This window comes from Streptomyces sp. NPDC052042, assembly GCF_044548345.1.
Classification (GTDB): domain Bacteria; phylum Actinomycetota; class Actinomycetes; order Streptomycetales; family Streptomycetaceae; genus Streptomyces.
Map to the genome: position 1 here is coordinate 77442 of NZ_JBIUBU010000020.1, position 19807 is coordinate 97248.

Consider the following 19807-nt stretch of genomic DNA (forward strand, 5'->3'; position numbering starts at 1 on the left):
GGAGATGGTGCGACCAGCCCTCCCGCGCCTGTCCCGCCACAAAAGGCTGGATGAACCATCAGCCAATACGCCTTCCGACCCGATGACCGCGGTCATGTGTGAACCGATGACAGGTCATTTACCCATGAATAGACTGAAATCATGACGAACGACAACACGCCCGCTCCCAGCGAGAACCTCCCGACGTTCTCTGTCAACGTCACCGAGACCGGCCGGATCCGGAACCAGGAGCTGAGTGCCCTGCTGCAGCGTTTCCGCCGTGGCGAGGCCGAGCCTCTGATCTTCGGCGACGACAACAAGCCCGAGGCCGCCATCGTGCCCTTCGCCGCTCTTGTGCGGCTCATGAAGTACGACCACGCGGCGTACGTCCGCGACGAGAACGCCTTCCAGGCCGAACTCTCCCGCCGCGTCGCCGAGTCCGACGCCCGGCGCGGCCGGGGCGAGGAGGCCGGCCAGGCGATCGAGTCCGACGACGACTTCTACGACTGGGCCGAGAGTCTCGGTCCGGTCGGCAAGGCCTGGGCCGATGCGCACCGGGCCCGGGACGGTGAGCCTCGTGCTGAGGAATGACCGTCCCGCCCGCTTCTATCTGCCGCCGGAGGCCAGGCAGGACGTCGAACGTCTCCATGCTCTGGCCCAGCGCACCCCGCCGGGCAGCGAGGCCCGGCGTCTCGTCACGGTGACGATGAACGCCCTCCTGGGGATCAAGAACGGCGCACGGGGCACGCACCCCCTTACGTACATGCCGAGCTACCCCGACCTGTCGGACTGCGAGACCACCTACGTGGGAGCCGACCCGGTCAACAGGCCCTCGCACCGTGTCGTATGGCGGGAGACACTCCCTGAGGCCCCCCGCGGCACGCCGCTGCGCGAGGTCGTCGCGATCGGTGAGCGGGCGAACGGTGCCGCCTACCACATCGCCGGACAGCGGCTCGGCCGGCCCATCGGCGTCACCCTGGCCGAACTCGCCGCCCAGCCCGAACCGATCGCCGGTTCCCGCCTCCCTCTCCGGCAGCGCTGGACGGATCTCTCCGCATCTTCCGAGTCCAGGGCTGACGTCCAGTACGAATGACGTGTCACTCGCATTTCTCTTCGTCATCGAGTGATTTCTCATAGAATGAATTGAGTGGTGACTCGATAAGGGCGGGGCAAGGCGATGTGCGAAGGTGAGACAAATCCGCTGCCGGAAACGCAAAGCGGTGACCTGTCGTCCCGCGCACAGGAACCCCGCCGGGGCCTGAGTCCCCGGACATCACTGATCGTGCGCCGTCTGCTCGGGCTGACGGTATTCCTGGGGATCGCCTACGGCATCTTCCATGTGATCTTCCGGACCGACATCCTCGCCCCGCTGCTCGTGTACGCCGAGCCCGTGAAGGCCGCTGTCGACTGGGTCGTCGAGGACCCCCGTCGGGCGTGGACCGCGCTGGCCGTCATCGTCATCCCGCACATCGGCCTGTACTACCTGATCTTCGAAGACCGGAAGTAGAGGAGGTCGCCATGTCCGTACTCAAGAACACCCGCGTCGTCATCGGTCTCTGTCTGGCCGGCGGAATCTCCGCCGCCGTGGTCATCGGCTGGCCCACCGGATTCTTCGCCCGGATCGCGGACTTCGTCGCCGGACTGTGGAACGGGCTCGTCGCCTGGCTCAGCTCGCCTCTGGGCTGGGACCATCTCCTGGCCGGAGCGGGCGTACTCCTCGCACCCGTCATCATGCTGGTGATCATCCTGGCCCTCACCGACAACTGAACAGCCCCACAGGCAGCAGACACAGAGAACCCCGGAGATGCATCAGCATCTCCGGGGTTCTCTGTTTTCTGTGTGCTCGCTGCCGTCTATGACACGGCCTCCCGTTCCCGGTCCCGTTCCGGCTCCGGATTCCCGCCCGTACCGCCCTCCTTCTCCAGGCGGCGGTTGACGCTCCGTGAGGCCGAGAACTTCAGCACCGGATAGTCGCCCACGTCCTGCTTGCCGAAGCGGACCTTGTGTCCCTTGTGGGCTTGCCGGTAGAAACGGCCGAAACCGGTGAGCACCACCGTCTCCCCGTCGCCGACCGCACACCTCAGCTCGCTGAACAGTGCCGTGTACACCGCTCCCACGACCTTGACCGGCAGACCGCTGCGCACAGCGACTCGCGAGATGAATTCGCGCTTACTGACGCGCGAGTGCTCCGCCGTTTCCATGCCTGCACCTTGCCCTATCGTTCTTCTCCGCATTTCTTGCTTGAAAATCAGTCTATCCGACTCAGTGATTTTTCAATAAGTCACTGAGTGGCCTGTTCGTGCCTATCCGACTACAACTCGAAGTCCGGCTCGATCTCCTGTCGGCCGTCCTTGTGCTCGTAGTCGACCGTCTCGATGATCGACCTGGTCTTCGGGTCCCGCCGCTTGGTCACGATCTTGTCGTGGGACTCGTCGAACTGCTGCTGCTGCGCCACGCGGTGCGCCGCGGCGAGCTTCGAGTCCATGTTGCGCTGCCCGAACTCCATCATTGCGCCGCCCGTCGACTTCGCGCCCTGCTTGAGCGCGCTCACGCGCTTACTGTTCTGCGCTCGCTGCTGCTCCCAGCGTCCGCGGTCCTCGGGCGTCACGTAGCCGAACATCTGCGCGAAACGCGATCCGTAGCGCGGCTGCTGCTCGGCGTACTGGCCATTGCTCATGCTCGCTCCTCCTGCTCCTGCTTCTTCTTGGTCAGGCTCTCGGTCAGGCCGGCTGGTACTCGTCGCTGTCGGGACCGGCCTGGCTGGACGACCAACCCCAGTCGAATCCGGCACCCTGCTGGGGCGGCTGCCCGGGACCCGCCTGGTAGACGGTGGGCCTCGCCTGCTGCTCACGGACGAAACGGGCCGGGTCGTTGACGGCGTTCTGCAACGTCGCCTGCCAGTCCGTGCCGAAGGCCTGCTTCAGGTACTGCTCGACGCCAGGGTGCTGCCTGCCGACCTCCTCCATCGCGTCCGTGACCGCGTTGGAGTAGACCTCCCGCTGCTTCTCCGGCGACAGTCCGTCGATGTCCATGCTCGCGAGCATGACCTCCGACTGGTCCATACGCTGCTGGAGGACCTCGGACAGCAGGCTCGTGTCCAGGCCCTGCTTGCTCGCGGCGAATCCGACGAGATAGCCTATGACGCTGTCCGCGTAGGCCTCTTGGTCGCCCCGCTCGATCGCGTCGAGCATGGACTTGGCCATCGTCTCGCCCAGCTGCGCCTGATGCGTGTCGGCATCCATCGGGCGGCGCAGCGTGAACATACCGCTGTCGGGGATCCGGACACCGAGATGGTCGTCGAACTCCCCGGTCCAGGTCATGCGCACCCGGTCGGTGCCCGCGATCTGTTCCGCGTGCGGGGGAGCCTTGACGACCCGGCCCTGTGCCATGCCGTTGAACATCAGACGCAGCTCCGGCTCGGACTCCATCCGTTCGCCGATGATCATCCGCGCGCACGTGACCACGTCCTGCCGGTCCAGGCCGTCTTCCCTGATCTGGTCCCGCAGCCGTTTGCGCATCGCCCGGTAGCTGGCGTAGATCTCGTTGCTGTCGTTCTGCGGGTCGCGCATCCTCCAGAAGGCGTTCTCCATGAGCGCTACCTCGGTCATCGCCGCCGACTGAGGGGTGAACATCTCCCGGTGGCCGCGCTCGCGGTGTTCGAGATCCTCCATCCGGCGCTGCCACTTCCTCGACACGAACGAGGTGCGGTCGGTCTTCCTGCTCTCCCGGCCCGCCAGGAACGTCTCGTCGTCGGCCAGGCCGGGGTTCCGCTTCAGCCGTGCCGCCGTGCCCATCTCCACCACGCGGTTGCGCCGGTCGGCCTGGTCCTGGGCGAACGACCGCACCGACCTCGTCCGGGCGTCGATGCGCTCCCGGATCTTGTCGTTGAGCGGCTGCAGATAGCTGCCCATCTCCTCCCGGAAGTCGGGGGAGAGCATCCGCATCGCGACCATCATGCCCACGGCCTGGATGACCGAGCTAGAGTTCACCCCCCGCGTGAGCGGGCGCAGACAGCTCTGCAGCATCATCTGCATGTAGACGCTGTGCATGACGTCGAACTCCCGGCCGCGGGCCTGGTCGTCGCTGAAGCCGGGCACGAGCAGCTTCGAATCCCGCAGCGACTGCATGTACTTCTCACCGGCCAGCCTGGTCTCCGCCCGCAGCTTGAGCAACAGCTCGCGCTCGTCCAGGCCGTCGCCGTCGGCGGCGGCACGCTCTTCGTCGGCGCTGCGCCGTCTGCTCCGGTCGTCCATCCACGCCTTGGTCTTCGCGCCGAAGAACTCCCGCGCACGATCCCGCAGTCGCTCCCAGTTCTCTCCCGGACCCTGCGGACCGGTCTCGTCGACGATCTCGGCGTCCACGATCTCCTCCTCGCGCTCGCTCCTGGGCCGCCATTCGGCGTAGATGTTCCGCTGCTGGTCCTCGGTGCGCCGCCGACCACCGCGGTCATCCCGTGCAGGGTCGTCGGCGACGGGCAGGACCTTCGCCGCCCGTCCTCCGTTCTCCGGCCCGGCTCCGCGCTCCGTGTCCCGTGCCATCTCAGGCCCCCATCCCGTAGTCGCCGTCGGCCTGCTGTTCGTCGGTGTCGAAGCTCGGCACGTAGACCTTTCGTCGGCCACCCACACCGACCGCGTGGGCCGAACGCCGGTGCGCACCCCGCGCCCGTGCCCCGTCCGCGGTCTCGGCGATCACGTCGCGCTTGACCACCGAGACGTCGACCGCGATCTCCGCCTCCGGGGCGTCCAGACCGTGCCTGTCCAGGTCCTCCAGCGTGCGGGCCGTCTCCGTCCGGGCCTTCCGGGTCCCGGCCGAGGCGAACTGGGCGTTCTTCTCACCGTCGTAGACGCTCTCGCGGTTCTTGGCCGCCTGCACGAGCGTGTCGAAGTCGCCGCCGTAGGCCATCCGGTCCATCACGGTGCCCGCCAGCGACGGGTCCTCTTCGAGGTTGCGGATGAGCCCGGTCGCCAGGTCCTCCAGGGCGCGCGCCACGCGGGCGACGTAGTCGGGGTTGACGTCGACGCCGAAGCCCTCCTTCGAGGTGTAGAAGTCGACGAACTGCTCCTCCCACTCCTCGACCGTGGCCTGGACGGGCTCGCCGTCGACGAACTCGGGCCGCCACTGGCCGGGACCGACGTGTTCGAGCTTCCGTCCGCGCCAGAGATCCCGGCCCGGGCCCTGGAGCATCGCGTACTTGTGCCGCGCCTCGGCGGCGTCGTGCTTCGCCTGGAGGATCGACTGCGTCACCGGGTAGGTCACCTCGAGCACGGCCTTGAGGTCCTCGCCGCGCAGCGCACGCACCGCCCGCTGTGAGAAAGATCCGCCAAGGCCGGTGCCATGCGCCTTGATCGCCGTGGCGAACATCGACGCCTCCTGGTCCTGCTGCGTGATGCCGGGGATGCCCGCCTCGTCGCCGAGGTTGCGCGCGTAGTCGGCGAGCTTCGCCTCGTTGCCCTTCGCCCCGGTCTCGACACAGACGCTGCGCACGCTGGCCAGGTGCGCCTCACGACCGGAGAAGGCCAGCGCCGAGCCGAACTCCGTGCGCTGCGCCTGCCGGTAGATGTCGCTGAGCTGCTCGGTGACCACCTCCTGGTTGATGCGCACCTCCTTCGGGGTGTCCTCGCCCGTTATGCCGGCGCGCCGCACGCGGTTGGCCTCCACCTCGGCGCGGAACACCTCGTCGGCCAGCTCCTCGTCGCGGGAGACAGCAACCTGGGTGTCGAGCGAGACGTGCATCGACAGCGGGTGCGTCCCGTCGCCCTTCACCACACCCATGTCCAGCAGGTTCGCGGGCACGGAGAGCTTCTCCATCGCCTCGCGCTTGGCCACCTCGGTGTGCAGCTTCACCACAGCGACCGCGTCGCCGTCGAAGTCGCCGTCGAAGGACTTGTCCATGACCGGGTTGATCGCCGCGCCCGTGAGCCGGTCGTCGATCGCCACGCGCATGTAGCGCACGCCGGCGTCGCGCAGCACGGGGTCGCGCCACACCAGGGCGTGATCGCCCTCGACGAGCCCCAGCTGCCCGGCCTTGACCGAGCTCAGAGCGATCTGGTCGATGTCGAGGCGGGGATCGGCCGTCCAGACCATCGTGGCCGAGTCCGAGAGCCGCGAGGACATCAGCCCGGTCTTGAAGACGTTGTGCTTGCCCGTGAGCACACGGTGCTGCACGTCGGCCGTGATCGCCTCGAAGGCCCGCTGCGCCCGGGAGACGGACTCGCTCATGCCCCGGCGCACCTCCGCACGCGTGTCGGTGGACAGGCTCTGGTTCTCCAGCTGTTCGGCCATGTACCGGTAACGGCACGCCTCGACGAACACGTCCTGGTAGCTGCGCGTGTAGTCGTGCGTGACCGAGGTGCCGTCGTCGAACTCCTGGCCGCTGCGCAGGTGCGAGGAGAGCACTGGGAGCTTCCAGCTCGTCGCGGAGACGGATTCGGTCTGCTCGCCGGTCGGGTACGTCAGCGGGAAAGGCAGCTCCATGTCACCGCCGCGGTCGCCGATGAGGCTGCCGAAGCTCTTGCGCATCGCCACGGTGTTCAGGACCGGCGAGCCGCCGTTCTTGCGCGGCTGGGTGCGCAGCAGCTCGGGCATCGGGATGAGCCGGCGTTCCGGCCGCTCGTCGAGACCCTCGGCCTGGCCGATCACCCGCAGCGTACGGTCGGCGTCCATGTCCAGACCCGTCACCAGCAGGTACTCCCGCAGGTTCGACTCCGCGCCGGAGTTGTGACCGTAGAACTCCCGCATGATCGCCGGGCAGTCCTGCGACTGCAGTGCCCAGGCGAGCTGCGAGGACGCCTTGCGGCCCCGGCCGACGCGCACCTGCTCATCGTCGTAGATCTTCGTCTTCTCGTCGACGGCCATGTGCGTGACAGCGAAGCGCATCTGACCCAGACCACCCGGAGTCGACCGATCCAGCGTCGCCGCGTCGTCCCCTCGGATCGCAGCCTGAAGACGCTCTTCCGCCGAGACGTCCGGGGCCCGAAGCTCTGCGGTCTCGCCGCTCATCAGCTCTCGCGCCGAACCGGCGTTGCGTCGAGAGATCAGCGAAAACGGGCTCATCACCACGTCCATGCTGGGGTTCTCGCGGAACCACTCGACCTCCTGGCGGAGCCCCTGCCCCTCGGCCTCATCCAGATCCATGTCGCGGTCGATAATGAGCGAGATCACGCCCTTGTTGCCGTGCAGGTCGCTGAGCTTGTCGCCCACGACGAGGTCGCGGAGCTGACCGCCCGCACCGCGGATCCGGTGGCGCTCGGCGAAATCGCGGCTGACCACGATCGGGTCGTCGGCCGTCCAGCCGCCGAAGGTCATCAGGGCCGTCCCCGTGGGGCGGGTGACCTCGGAGGACTGCATGATCGTCGAGGCGGTCATCTGCTGACGGTCGAACGGGTCGTAGCGCAGCGTCTCCAGTTCCGGCCGGCTCATCAGCGGAGCACGGGAGCCGGTCACCGTCTCCGGGTCGCCGGGCTCGATGCTCCCGTCCGGACGCACCCGGGCGTCCTCGGTGAGGTAGCGCACGATGCCCTGGTTGGTCGCGCCGCCGGTCATCACCGGGTCGAAGTAGCCGCCGGGGACGTCGACACGGTTCGCGTCCCGGCCGGTGAGCACCGCCATGTTCCGCCCGCCGGTCAGACGCCAGGCGTCGAAACGGGTGTCGTCGGCCGGGTCGGTGCGGTCGCGCTGCGAACGGTACTCGGCGTAGATCGTCGACCCCTGCTTGATCTCGTTCGAGTAGCGCACCCGGCGCGCCTCGGTGCGCAGGATCGTGGCCGCCCACTCGTCCAACCGGCCGATGACCTCACCCGTGGCCTCGTCCACCTCGTAGCTCGTCGCGCGCTCGATGAAGTCGACGGGGTGCTTGGTGCCGTAGACCTGCGAGTAGACCCCGTTCAGCGAGGCGGGCTCGCCGGTGTGGCTGCGCCCGGAGACGAGGTCGCTCGCGATCTGGTACTGGATCCGCTCGCGCATCAGCTGCTCGTAGCCGCGCAGGATGGTGCGCTCCTCGACCGAGGTCGGGGCCTCGCCCGGCGTCTGCGCGGCGATGCAGGCCTCGTAGCCCGGCACGATGAGTGCGTTCTCGCCGCTGGCGAACTTCGTGGCGATCTCGCCGTGCTCGCCGACGTCGAAGACCTGGCCGATCTCGCCGGAGACTGGCGTGGTCTTCCCGTCGCGGCGCATCTTCTCGCCGCTCCAGCGGATGACGCCCTGATCGTCGATCAGGATCTCGGTGACCTGGGCCGCGTTGCGCTCCAGGCTCTCACGGACGGTGTCGCCGATGCGGAGCAGGAACGGCGACTCGTGCGCGGCGACCGGCCGGGCGCTCGTCTCGTCGAAGCTCACGATCCGGTCCTTGAACCGGGTCGTCTGGAAACCGGTGCCCATCATCTCGGCGGGGGAGACCCCGCAGCGGCGCAGCGCCGAGGCCAGGTTGTCCAGGTTCGACCACTGGCCGGTCGGGCTGGTCATGTACCTCGCGACCCGGCTCGGGTCGAAGCGCTGGTCGACCCACTCGCCGTCGATGTCGTGCGGCTCGGGCTCCCAGGTGCCGATGAGCTCGAAGGGGACGTCGTCGGCATGGGCCCGGACCTTGTCAGCGGGCGTACCGGCATAGACGAGGTTGCCCAGGTCGGGCACTTCCCCGGCCTGCAGTTCGCCGATCTCCTCCAGTCGGTCCCGGTACATCTCCTCGGTCGCTCCCGGGCGCAGCAGTTCGCTGCGCGCCCCGGTGAGCACGTCCCAGTAGGAGCGCTGGATCGCCGCGATCTCAGGGTCCGAGGCGTACTCCGGCAGCTCCATCTCGTCGGTGCGTCCCTCGGTGCGGGCGATCTCGGCCTCGGCGTGGGTGATGAGGTCCTCGACGCCGAGCGCCGTGCGCAGGTTCTCCCGCGCGCTCTCGACGGCCGCCTTCACGTAGGCCTCGGCCGGTTCGGCATCGACGAAGAAGGTGGGCAGCGAGCGGTCCTTCGCGTCGCGGCGGAGCATGATCTTCGATCCGGGGCGGGGCCTCTGCTCGCCGGGGGCCACGTAGTCGGCCACGGCGAACATGCTCTCCCGGTCGAGGTGGTAACTGTCGGGCACGTCGAGGATCTTGCGGCCGCGGCCGAGCTCCGGGTGCGTGGTGCCGGTCTCACCGGCGGCCCGTCCGGGCATGTCCTCGCGCTCGATGCGCTGGCCCAGTGCGAAGCGCAACAGCCGTACGGCGTCCTCGGGAGTGGGGGAGGGCACCGCGATCCCCCCGGGCACCCGGTGGTTGGTGCTGTAGCGCAGGACGGTGCCGTTGTCGTAGATCCGGGTCCCGGCGTACTCCTCGTGGAGCGTGTCGGTCAGCCGGATCTCCATTCCGGTCCCCGCCAGCCTCGCCTTGATCTGGCCCGGTTCGCGGTCGCGCATCACCTCATAGCTGATGCCCTGGGCCTTGAGCTCGTCGAGCAGCGCCACCGAACGCGCCACGGCGCGCGGCGACATGAACCGGTTGCGGTCGATACGGCCGGTCTGGGGGTCGCGGCCGCCGTCGATGGCCCACTCGCGGACCTGCTCGTATTCCTCCTGGCTCATCTTGTCCATGAGCGCCGTGAGTCCCGCGGCGTCGTCGTTCGTCATGGCCCGGCCGGCCTCGTACGGCGCGCCGTTGTCGTCGAGCCGCCAGAGCTTCATGTTCCCGCGGCGGGGGTCGGCGAGGGTCTCGACCTCGCCGCCGGCCACGCGCGCGATCGTCTCGTCGGGGATGTAGAGCAGGTCCGTTCCCGCGCGCTTCACGGTCGCGCGCTCGGACCAGGCCGGGTCGTAGGGGCTGACCGGCAGCCGGACGGAGCGCGGGTCGACCTGCGCTCCGACGCCCGTCGCCCGCGTGAACTCCCGCTGCAGCGACTGGTAGCGCTCGTTGCCTGAGGTGTGGTCACCGAACTGCGGCTCGTAGTCGCGGACCTTCTCGGCGAATGCCTGGTCGATCGCGGTCAGGCAGGCCGTGACACCCAACTGGGGGTCGGCCAGAGCCGTGCCCTGCTGACCGAGAATCTCGTCGACCCGGGCACGGATCGCCTTGGCCTGAGAGATCGGAATGATTTCCCCACTCTGCTCTCTTGCTTCTCCGACTGCCTTGTAGAACACGTACTCATAGAAGTACCTACGCAGTCCATGCGCCTTTTTCATCTCTGTCAGCCTCCTGCGGACGCTCGGGTTTCTCAATATCTATAGATCCTATCCCGATGATTCGAAAGATGATGAAGAATGATTCGAAACGTGAGTCAAAAGGATTCGATGCGCTCTCTGAGTCGCGCGCATCCGTCCGGACAGAGTTCTATGATGGACTCATCATGAGTAGCCTCCGGATCTCCCACCCAGTTCTCGCCCGGCAACTCGTCGACCCTGCTCTGGGTGACGTACTGACAGCGGGAAGCGGCAAGAAGCCCGAATGGCGCTGCGAGACCGACCCCCGGCACGTGTGGACCGCCGCCGTGTACAGCCGCGTCAGCGGCGTCGGCTGCCCCGTCTGCGCCGGGAAGCTCGTGATCCCGGGCGTCAACGACCTGGCCACCACGCACCCCGATCTCGCCGCACAGCTCGTCGATCACGGACTCGGCACCCGCCTGAGCGCCGGATCCAAGACCAAGGCCGAGTGGCGCTGCAACGCCGATCCCCGGCACGTATGGACGTCCCACGCCGGCAACCGTGTACTCGGACGGGGATGTCCGGTGTGCGCCAACCGGCTCGTGATCCAGGGCGTCAACGACCTGGCCACCACGCATCCTGACCTGGCCGCACAGCTTGCCGATCCGTCGGCCGCCGGAACCGTCTGCGCGGGGAGCACACGGAAGATGCGGTGGCGCTGCGCCGTCGACCCCGAACACACCTGGAACGCCCGCCTCGTCGACCGCAGTAAGAACGGCACCGGCTGCCCGTACTGCTCCGGACACCGTGTGCAGCCCGGCGTGAACGACCTGGCCACCACGCACCCTGACATAGCCGCACAGCTTGCCGATCCCGGCACAGGACGGACCGTCAGCGCCGGGAGCGTGACGAAGGTCCGATGGCGGTGCCAGGCCGATCCCCGGCACATCTGGGACGCGCAGGTCAACAACCGGGTGACCGGGAACCTCTGCCCCGTCTGCGCCAACCAGACCGTCCAGCCCGGTGTCAACGACCTCGCGACCACCCACCCGCACATCGCCGCGATGCTCGTGGACCCGGCGGCCGCCGCCACGGTGACCGCCGGGTCCAAACAGGTCCTGCACTGGCGTTGTCCGGACAACGCCGCACACACGTGGCCCGCGGCCTGCTACCACCTCACCGGGCCGAATCCGACCGGATGCCCCCGGTGCTTCGGACCGCTGCCCAGCCAGGCCGAGAACCGGCTCGCCGAGGCCGTACGCCGGCTCGCCGCCGGACACCGCGTTCTCACCTCTCACCGCGGCTCACTCGACAACGGCCAGGAGCTCGACATCGTGGTGCCCGGTCTCGGCCTCGCCGTCGAGTTCAACGGCCTCTACTGGCACAGCGTCGAGGCGGGCAGGAAACCGGGTTACCACGCCGCGAAAAGCGCCGCCGCACGGGCCCGGGGCCTGCATCTGCTGCATGTCTGGGAGGACGACTGGCGCGACCGGCCGGACATCGTCGTGCGCGCGCTGGCGCACCGGCTCGGTGTCACGAGACGACTGACCGAGGTGCTCCCGGACGCAGACCCCCGCATCGCCGAGACCGTCTACGCCCGCACCCTGTCGCCGGACACCGCCACGGCCCAGGAGGCCCGTGCGTTTCTCGGGGCGCACCACATCCAGGGACCGGCAACGCTGACGCGGACGTTCGCGCTCCGTGACGGCCAGCGGGAGATCCGCGCCCTGCTCGGTCTCCGCTCTCCCCGGAACAACGCCCGGATGCGCCGGGCCGCCGAGGACTGGGAGATCCAGCGGTACGCCACCCTGGGGATCGTCCCCGGGGGCTTCACGCGGCTTCTCGCCCACGCCGGGCGGTCACTGCGTGCCGAAGGCATCAGTGTCCGGCGCTGGATCTCGTTCTCCAGCCACGACGTCTCCGACGGCGGCCTGTACCGGACGAGCGGTTTCACCGCGGAGGCCGAACTGCCCCCGGACTACCGCTACGCGGGCAACCTCACCGGATGGAGGCGCGTTCCCAAGGAGCTGTTCCAGCGCCGCCGCTTCCGGGAGGACGACAGCCTCGTCTGGGACGAGACCTGGACCGAGCGGACCGCCGCCCAGCAGAACGGCCTGGTGCGCATCTACGACGCGGGCAAGACCCGCTGGGTGAAGACCCTCTGAGCCCGGCGGCCGCACCCGCCACAACGACTCCGGGGTGTGCCGAACACGACCGTCCCGCACACCCCGGAGCCACCCGCACCAGGAACAGCCCTACTTCGACTTCATCTCGATCGCCATCGCCCGGTCGAACGCACCGTCGGCGATGATCTCCCAGCTCGGCAGCGAAGCGAGGTACTGATAGAACGCAGCATGGACCGTCACGGTCGACAGCGAGCGCACATCGTCCTCGGTGACGTCCTCCCCGGCGTACATCCGCGAATCCTCCTTGCCGATGTACCCGTTGAGCCGGCGCGCCGCCTCCGCGTACCGGCCGGAACGCACGTGACTGATGTACGTCTTCGACCCGTCCGCGCTGCACAGCTCACCGTCACCGCCGACCGAGAAATGCTCGTGATCGCGCTCCAGCTCGGTCTGCGCCGACTTGTACGCCTCGCTGATCTCGATGTCCAGGCTCTTGACCTTTGCCGATCCGTCCGGATTGACCAGCATCTCCATGCTGATCAGGCCCTCGGCGTAGACAAGGCGCTGCCTATCGGAGAGCTGCGCCTGGACCCGGGCGATCTCGGAGACGACCTCGACGTTCTCCAGGAACTGTTCGTCGGAGAACAGCGCCGAGGCTGCCTCGTAGTCCTCCGGGTCCACCATGACCGGTGAGTTCGGGTCCCGGCCCTCGGTCAGGGCGGTCATCGTGATGATGATCTCCATGACCTCGTCGGAGTACACGTCCGGGTCCAGGCGCTCGATGTCGACATCCCGGTATCCATAGGTCTCCTGGTAGAGCCTCTTGGCATCCTCCGCCCTAAAGGCCTGCCGCATGCGCTTGTCCAGCATCGCGCGGAAGTCGGGCTGGTTCATCCGGACGTCGAATTCGCCCGCCGAGGAGAGCGTCGGGATCGTCTGCAGCGAGTAGTCGTGCCCCGGATGCGTGATCTTGTTCTTGAACAAGCGCCACGACATCGGCAGGATCGTCTCGTTGCGGTTCCACACCGGAGCATCGCCGGCGCGGAAGACGATGCTGTTCCGCTCGCTGATGAAGTTCATATCGTTGTAGCTGATCAGCGGTTCCTTCTCGGTCTGCATCGTGTACTGGACCCGACCTTCGGTCTTTCCGCCGACGATCTTGTCCAGGTCCTGGCTGATGCTCTTCGAGTTGATGTACGAGCGGTGCCTCGTGCCGCTCATCTTCTCCAGCGTCTCGATCATCGAGTCGTCGGTCGACTTCAAGAAGACGATGTTGCTGGTGTTGTGCGTCGGCATGAAGTCGTCCATGACGTAAAGGTGCCGTTCGTCGGCGACGCTGATGCACTGCACCTCCTCGTCACGCACGTACTCGACGCTGACGACCCGGTTGCCCGAGTTGTCGTCGCGCTCGACCCACCGCTCTGCCTTCCGGGGGAGCAGGAACGGGTTGAGCTTCTGCAGGCGGATGTTCTGGACGCGGTACGCGTCGCGGGCAGCCTTCTTCTCCTCCTGCCAGGGGGACGTGAACATCACGTTGGTCTTGACGTTGACCGAGACGCGGCCGCCGAGGGACCGCACGAGCGCCTGCACGCCTTCGGCGAGTTCGCGGCTGGCCGAGCTGAACTCCATCTCACCCTTGGCGCTGATCGTCCCGTCGGTGTCCATGACCCCGCGAAGCAGGTCGAGACGCTGCTGGACGGTGCCGTAGAGGTACTGCTCGTGGATCGACTTCTCCCACGAGCGCTTACCGGCCAGCCCGAGGTCACGCAGTCTGGCTCCCAGGCCCGGAAGACCCCAGCGGCGCATTCCGTTCTTGTCGACACCGTAGTCAGCGACCTCCTGACCGCGTCGACGAAGCTCGTCGACCACGAAGGCATCCTGCTTCGAGATCACAACGAAGCCATCTCGGCTACGGATGTGACCATCGCCGAGCACCACGCCCAGAACGTACGGATCCACCGGAGCGTCGAAACCTTCGTAGACGAGCGGCTCGATGCGGGGCAGATCAACCTGCTTACCGGCATCAACGCGACGCTTCAGCTCCATCGTGTCGATGACCTCCGAGACACGCACCGCGGTGCGGCCGTCGGGGCCAGTGCCGACGTATCGACGCTTGCCGTGCTCGTCGGTACCGCCGAGGTAGCGGATGGCCGACTTCCACCGCTCGACCTGCCAGAGGTGCTGCTCGCAAACCTCCGACGACGATCCGTCGCGAAGGGTGACCCGATAGACGGGTCGCACGCCCTTCGGGAAGACGCCAGTGACCGTCGTGCGCGTGCCGAACGGCGTCAGGATCTCGTCGCCGACCTTCGTGTCGCCCATCCGCTGCCATCCGGAGGGGGTCGCGATCAGCGTGTGAAGAGCCGCCGCATTTCCCTGCACGATCTTGTCGACGCTCTCGCCGTACACATCCCGCAGCTGCTGAAGCGTCTGAAGGATGATCGTGAACTGCTGTTCCTGCCCGAGACCGATGGAGAGCATCGTCTCGAAGCCCGCGATCCCCTTGCCGTCCGACTGCAGGTTGCCCAGCTCGTCGAGCATGAACCGGGTGCGGTACAGCGGCTTCTGATTGCTCTTCGTCATGTACGACTGATCGAAGCTCACATCGACCAACTGCTTAATCAAGATCAGGAGCAGCCGGGCGTACTTCGTCAGGTGCGGCGGGGTGACCAGGAAGACCGCCTTGGGCGACTCCGAGTAGTGCACGATCGTCTGCGTGATCGCACGGGAATCCCCGGTGACCTTCTCCGGTGCCCCCGAGACCGTCAGATCGAGCCGGTCCTCCGGGAACGTCGTGTCCGCCGGTTCGTAGCGCAGGATCTTCCCGTCCTTCGTCCCGCCCTCACGGACGGGGCGGAGCTCGCGCAGCACACCATTCTTGACGATCTTCTTGCCCGTCACCGGCTCGATAACGTAGTGCCGGCCGTTGAGCGAGAGCTGATAGCCCTTGCGGAAGTGGAAGTAGAAGGTCCGCACGAGCATCTTGGTCTGCGGGTTGACCAGCTCGAGCTTGATCCACGCCTCGTCGGCCGGGAAGATCCCCTTGAAGTTGTACCTGGCCCAACCCTCGCGGCCGAGGATCTCCTCGTGGTCGAAGTCCGGGCCAAGGGCCTCCGTGAACATCGGGTCGCCATAGGCCGTCCAGACGGCCTGCTGGCCGATGAGATGATCCCGCTTCAGATAGGTCTGCGAGAACCGCACGCCCAGCCGGCGCGGGAACGACAACCCGGCCAGGTCCGTGTTCTGCGACGGCCGACCCGAGGTGAGGGTGGCGATCGTCGGGTCCGTGAAGAAGCTCATGCCGGTGATCGCGATGCCGTAGACGGAGCTCAGCATCTTCTCGGCTCCGGCCATCGCGACCAGGGAGTTGTGCGCGTTCGAGACCATCGTGCGCATCGTGTTCCGCGGGAGGGCCTGCGTGGCGTTGAAGTACAGCGTCAGGAGGTCCGCCTCCGCCTGGCCCTCCCACAGGAACGCCTGCGCCGCCGCCTTCTCCTGCTCCTCGAACAGCGCCTCCTCGTCGTCCTCGAACTCCCCGGCCTTGATGCGCTTCTCCAGCTCGGCCTCGGGGTTCTTGAGCTTCTTCGAGGTCAGCTGCACGAACAGCTGGTAGCAGTTGTAGAGCGTGACCCTGCCCCACATGTCGTCCAGCCGCTGCTCCAGCGTCGCCGGGTCCATGCCCGTGGCCGCGGCGTACGCCCGCAGCTCACGCTCCTCCTCCAGGTAGTAGTCGATCAGGCCGTAGGCCGCGCGCTTGAAGGCGTTGTTGGCCGAGTTCGGCCACACCGGATCCTCGCCGCCGCTGACGGGGAAGAACACCTCGCCGATGTTCTCGATGTACAGTGCGCACTTCGTCGAGTTGCCCTCGCGCGCGGCCTCGGCCGCCATCCCCAGGGGGTTGTAGATGTCCGTCTTCATCGGGTTGATGAGGTTGAACTGCACCGGCTCGTACCCGCGCATGACGAACGGGATGTAGTTCTTCACCAACAGCTCACCCTTCGGGTCGTTCACGACCATGTTCGAGGGGTTCTTCTCGCGGCTCCACATGTCCAGCACGGGCTCGATATACGTCTGGCCCTTACCTGCGCGGGTGATCGCCAGCACCATCGTGTTCACCGGAGCCGTATCGACGATGTACGCACCGGCCGGCCGCTGCACCTCGTACGCCGGGAACGTCCAGTCGTCACGGATCAGATCGGCCACGGTCTTGTACCGGCCCAGCTTGTCCCGGTTCTTGCCGTCCGGGTTGTACGGGATCTGCGTCGTGTCGTACTTCTTGCGCAGGGCGGGGTCGTCCGGCAGGCCGGAGGCCTCGAAGAGCGCGTCGCCGAACTCCTCGTCGATGACCGGCAGAGTCCTGGTGACCGGGCCCGCGTCGTCGTCGACGACCTCGCCCTTGTAGTAGAGGAGGGTGCCGTGCTCGTCGATGATGTCCTTCTCCGCACGCTGGGAGACCTCGACGGTGCCCAGCCCCTTCTTGCGGAGCATCATGTGGCTGATCATCGAGCTGACCTGCACCGCGGAATGCGCGCCGGCGTCCGGGAACCACTCGTAGTTCTGCTGGACCTCCTCCGGGAGCGCGATGTGCTGGTCGCCGTGGTGCTGGTTGATGTCGCTCGTGTCGTGCATCAGGTTCGCCGCGGCGACCCGGCGCGCGGACCAGGTGCCGATCACGAGCATGACCAGCAGGCCCGAGCCCAGGGAGAGGAAGAGCTTGAACGCCGAGACGGAGACCAGCTGGTCGCCCACGCTGATGCCGTCCGCCGCGTTCCGGCCGCCGTCGTCCGGAGCGTCGGCCGTGTTCTGCCCGCCCGGCGTCCACCAGCCGGGGACCGACACTTCTTCCGTGCTGGCGTAGCACGGGGAGGTGGCCTCCGGCGTGCCCGCCTCGGTCACCGGGCGGTAGCAGGTCACGACCGCCCCGCCCTGACCCGTCGTCGTCTCCTCGACGTAGTACGAGGCCGGAGAACTGCCCGCCGGGCCGGTCAGACCGTTACTCATGGCCGCACCCACCGAGAGCACCGCCGCGGCGATGACCGAATACAGCACCCAGGCCGCGATCGCCACGATCACCCCCGCGACCACTCCCACGACCACGCCCGGGGTCGCCGACCTGGGTGACTCCAGCTTGCCCCGGTCGAGCTGCTGGTCGTCGTGGACGTTCCTGTTCCTCAGGGTCTCGCCCGCGCTCCGGGCCGAGATCTTGTCCCAGTTGCTCGCCTTCGGCCGCAACGCCTTCCGCTTGTTCAGAGCCATCTCATTTCCTGCTTCCCGCTGCGCCTCGTGTTGTTCCCGCCTGCCGCGCCTGCATCCGCAGACGCCGACGGCGCATGGAGCACGAGCCCATGCGCCGTCGGATCACCCTGTTGAAATCCGGTCTGCTCAGCCGAACAGACCCGATGCCGCCCCGCCGATGAATCCCGCCGCACCAGAGAGCAGCGAGAGCGCGACGACGAGGGTGATGAGGACCGTGTTCGACCGCTTCTGCACCTCCGCGGCCCGGGCCATCGCAATCGAATACGAATCGCGGTCGGACTTCAGGTCCAGGATCGTCTTCTGGTAGCGGCGGTCGATTGTCGTCTCCAGCGCCTCCATCTGCGTGAGCAAATCGGTGTTGCGCTGGGTGGCCGAGTCGGTCTGCTCCTGCTCCAGGTCGAGACGGTGCTGCCATTCCGCGTCGCGCGCCCGCATCTGCGCGATGGCGTCCTGGCGATTGCGCTCGAACTCCGCCTCCATCTGCCGGATCCGGTCGGCGTGCTCGTTGCGCAGCGACTCCAGCAGGTCCTCCTGCTCGCGGCGCAGGATCCCGACCTCGTCCACGGTCCGCTGGTGCTCGGCAAGAGCGTTCGCCTGGGCGATGTCGGCCTGCCGGTTGTCGCCCACGATCCGCTGGATCTCGTCCTTCCACCGGCCCAGGCGTTCCTCCTCGGCCGCCAGGAACTCAGCCTGGCGCTCGGCCAGCACCTCGAAGATCCGGCTCGTGCCGACCTGCATCTTCAGCTGCGCGTCGGCGCGCCGCACGCGCAGGATCTCCTGCAGGTCGTGCGAGCGCGTGTTCTCGATGACCCGGTCGATCTCGGCGACCGCGTCGGCCTGCTCCCGCTCCATCCTGGGGCGGTTGCGCTCCTTGTACTGGATCTCCGCCTGGATCGCGGCCTGTTCCGCCAGCTTCTTGGCCTGGGCCTCGTGGTCCTGGACGATCCGGGCACGGGCCTCCCTGATCCGCTGTTCCTTCTGCCCCTGGCGGTCCTGGTGCGCCTGCTCGGCCCCGTCCTTGAGCGCCTTGTAGCGCGATCCCTCACGGTCGGTGGCCACGTCGCGGATGACCTGCTCCACATGCGCCGACATGAGGGTCACGTAGAGCGTGCGCAGTTCGTCCTCGTGCGCCTGGCGCAGTTGGGCGAGGTCCGCGTTCGCCTGCCGGTTGAGCTGGGCCACCTGGTCGCCGAGCCACTCGGTCGCGCCCTGCGGCACCGCGATCTGCACGACCGGGGCTCCGATCGCGAACGTCGCGTTGAACTCGTCCAGGCGGACCTCCAGATCGAGTTCTTCGGAGAGGAAGCGGCGGGCGATGGCGTCGCGCACCTGCTCCTGGTCGGCCAGCAGCACCTCGTCCCCGTCCTCGGAGGGGTAGGTCTCCGGGCCGTCGGCCCCGTAGACGTCCGTCTCGTCCCCGTCGACCTCCTCGAAACCCGCGGTCTCGTCGAACGCCGGCTCGGTCTCGGTCTCGGCCTCGACTGCGGCCGCGGCCGTGACCCCGGTACCGGAGTCGTCCGTGTCCGTGCTGTCCTCGGGGCCGGGACCGTCGGTCCCGTCGTCGAAGAGGAATTCGTCCGGTGCCTCCTCGAAGACCGGCTCGTCGCCGGTGTACTCCGGCACATCGTCCTCGTCGCCGGGGATCGGATCGAAGATCTCGTCGCCCTCGTCGTCATCGTCGAGCCCACCGGCCGTGCCGGTGTCCGTGTCCGTGTCTGCGTCCGTGGCCAGCCCTGCGTCCGGGCCCGCGGTGTCCGCGCCGTCGGCGGACTCCGCCTCGACGACACCGCTGTGCTCCGCCCACACCTGTGCGCCGACGGCCTCCTTCAGGGACGTGGCCCCCGAGGACACACGCTGTGCCTGGGCGAACGTCGCGTCGGCGACCAGATCGACCACCAGTTCGCCGCCGGGCTTCTGCCAGACGACCGCCCAGGCGTACACGGCATTCGTCAGGAGCGAGTACTCCTCCATCCGCGCGAGGGTGCCCTCGTCGGGGATGAGGCCGACGACCTCCTCCTCCAGCATCTCGGCCGTCGCCACGGTCCTGATCTGATCCGAGTCGATGAGCTCGATGATCGAACCCTTGGCCTCGTCGCGGCCGTGCCGCCTGCTCAGACCGCCGACGGCGTCGGCGGAGAGCACGAGCATGACCCACGCCGTGCCGCTGGGGAAGGCGAAAGTCCTGTTCTCTCGCAGCAGTTCGACCGCCGCCGGGATCGCCGTCTCTCTGACCACGGAGGAAAGAAGCTCGTCCGGCTTCTTCTTCCGATCCTTCTTACGGCCTCCCGCAGTCGCTCCCAGAATGCCCATTGCTGTCGATCCCTTCGATGATGAAACACAATTCG

General features: G+C 67.5%; 11 protein-coding genes. 5 read left to right on the top strand and 6 right to left on the bottom strand.

The genetic code is table 11. The features are described 5' to 3' along the window. Positions 1-141 precede the first annotated feature (141 nt). From ACIHCL_RS27585 to ACIHCL_RS27600, 4 genes are all read left to right on the top strand, one after another. Positions 142-570: a hypothetical protein gene (locus ACIHCL_RS27585; RefSeq protein ID WP_399865893.1), complete on the top strand. Its 429-nt coding sequence runs from the start codon at positions 142-144 to the stop codon at positions 568-570. After that, positions 557-1072 (top strand): hypothetical protein, encoded by a 516-nt coding sequence (locus ACIHCL_RS27590; RefSeq protein ID WP_399865896.1) that lies wholly within the window; start codon positions 557-559, stop codon positions 1070-1072. The genes ACIHCL_RS27585 and ACIHCL_RS27590 overlap by 14 nt, the downstream gene beginning before the upstream one ends. 189 nt (positions 1073-1261) lie before the next feature. Further along, the gene (locus ACIHCL_RS27595) at positions 1262-1486 is read left to right on the top strand and encodes a hypothetical protein (RefSeq protein ID WP_399865897.1); all 225 of its coding nucleotides are present in this window, start codon (positions 1262-1264) and stop codon (positions 1484-1486) included. Positions 1487-1497: 11 nt separating this feature from the next. Then, positions 1498-1746: a hypothetical protein gene (locus ACIHCL_RS27600; protein ID WP_399865898.1), complete on the top strand. Its 249-nt coding sequence runs from the start codon at positions 1498-1500 to the stop codon at positions 1744-1746. 86 nt (positions 1747-1832) lie between these two features. On the opposite strand, the gene ACIHCL_RS27605 is transcribed toward ACIHCL_RS27600, so the two are convergent. From ACIHCL_RS27605 to ACIHCL_RS27620, 4 genes are all read right to left on the bottom strand, one after another. After that, the gene (locus tag ACIHCL_RS27605) at positions 1833-2180 is read right to left on the bottom strand and encodes an HU family DNA-binding protein (RefSeq protein ID WP_399865899.1); all 348 of its coding nucleotides are present in this window, start codon (positions 2178-2180) and stop codon (positions 1833-1835) included. Positions 2181-2290: 110 nt separating this feature from the next. Then, complete coding sequence (locus ACIHCL_RS27610; protein WP_399865900.1) at positions 2291-2656, bottom strand: hypothetical protein; 366 nt, start codon at positions 2654-2656, stop codon at positions 2291-2293. 43 nt (positions 2657-2699) lie between these two features. Next, positions 2700-4517: a hypothetical protein gene (locus ACIHCL_RS27615; RefSeq protein ID WP_399865902.1), complete on the bottom strand. Its 1818-nt coding sequence runs from the start codon at positions 4515-4517 to the stop codon at positions 2700-2702. A 1-nt stretch (position 4518) separates the two neighbouring features. After that, complete coding sequence (locus tag ACIHCL_RS27620; RefSeq protein WP_399865903.1) at positions 4519-10122, bottom strand: hypothetical protein; 5604 nt, start codon at positions 10120-10122, stop codon at positions 4519-4521. 164 nt (positions 10123-10286) lie between these two features. Here ACIHCL_RS27620 and ACIHCL_RS27625 point away from each other — a divergent pair, with 164 nt between their 5' ends. After that, positions 10287-12245, top strand: a complete 1959-nt coding sequence (locus ACIHCL_RS27625) for a zinc-ribbon domain-containing protein (protein ID WP_399865905.1) — start codon at positions 10287-10289, stop codon at positions 12243-12245. A 90-nt stretch (positions 12246-12335) separates the two neighbouring features. Here the strand turns inward: ACIHCL_RS27625 and ACIHCL_RS27630 are convergent, their stop codons facing one another. After that, entirely contained in the window at positions 12336-17462 is a 5127-nt protein-coding gene (locus ACIHCL_RS27630) for a type IV secretory system conjugative DNA transfer family protein (protein ID WP_399865907.1), read from the bottom strand. Positions 17463-17588: 126 nt separating this feature from the next. Beyond that, positions 17589-19772: a hypothetical protein gene (locus ACIHCL_RS27635; RefSeq protein WP_399865910.1), complete on the bottom strand. Its 2184-nt coding sequence runs from the start codon at positions 19770-19772 to the stop codon at positions 17589-17591. Positions 19773-19807: the final 35 nt, after the last annotated feature.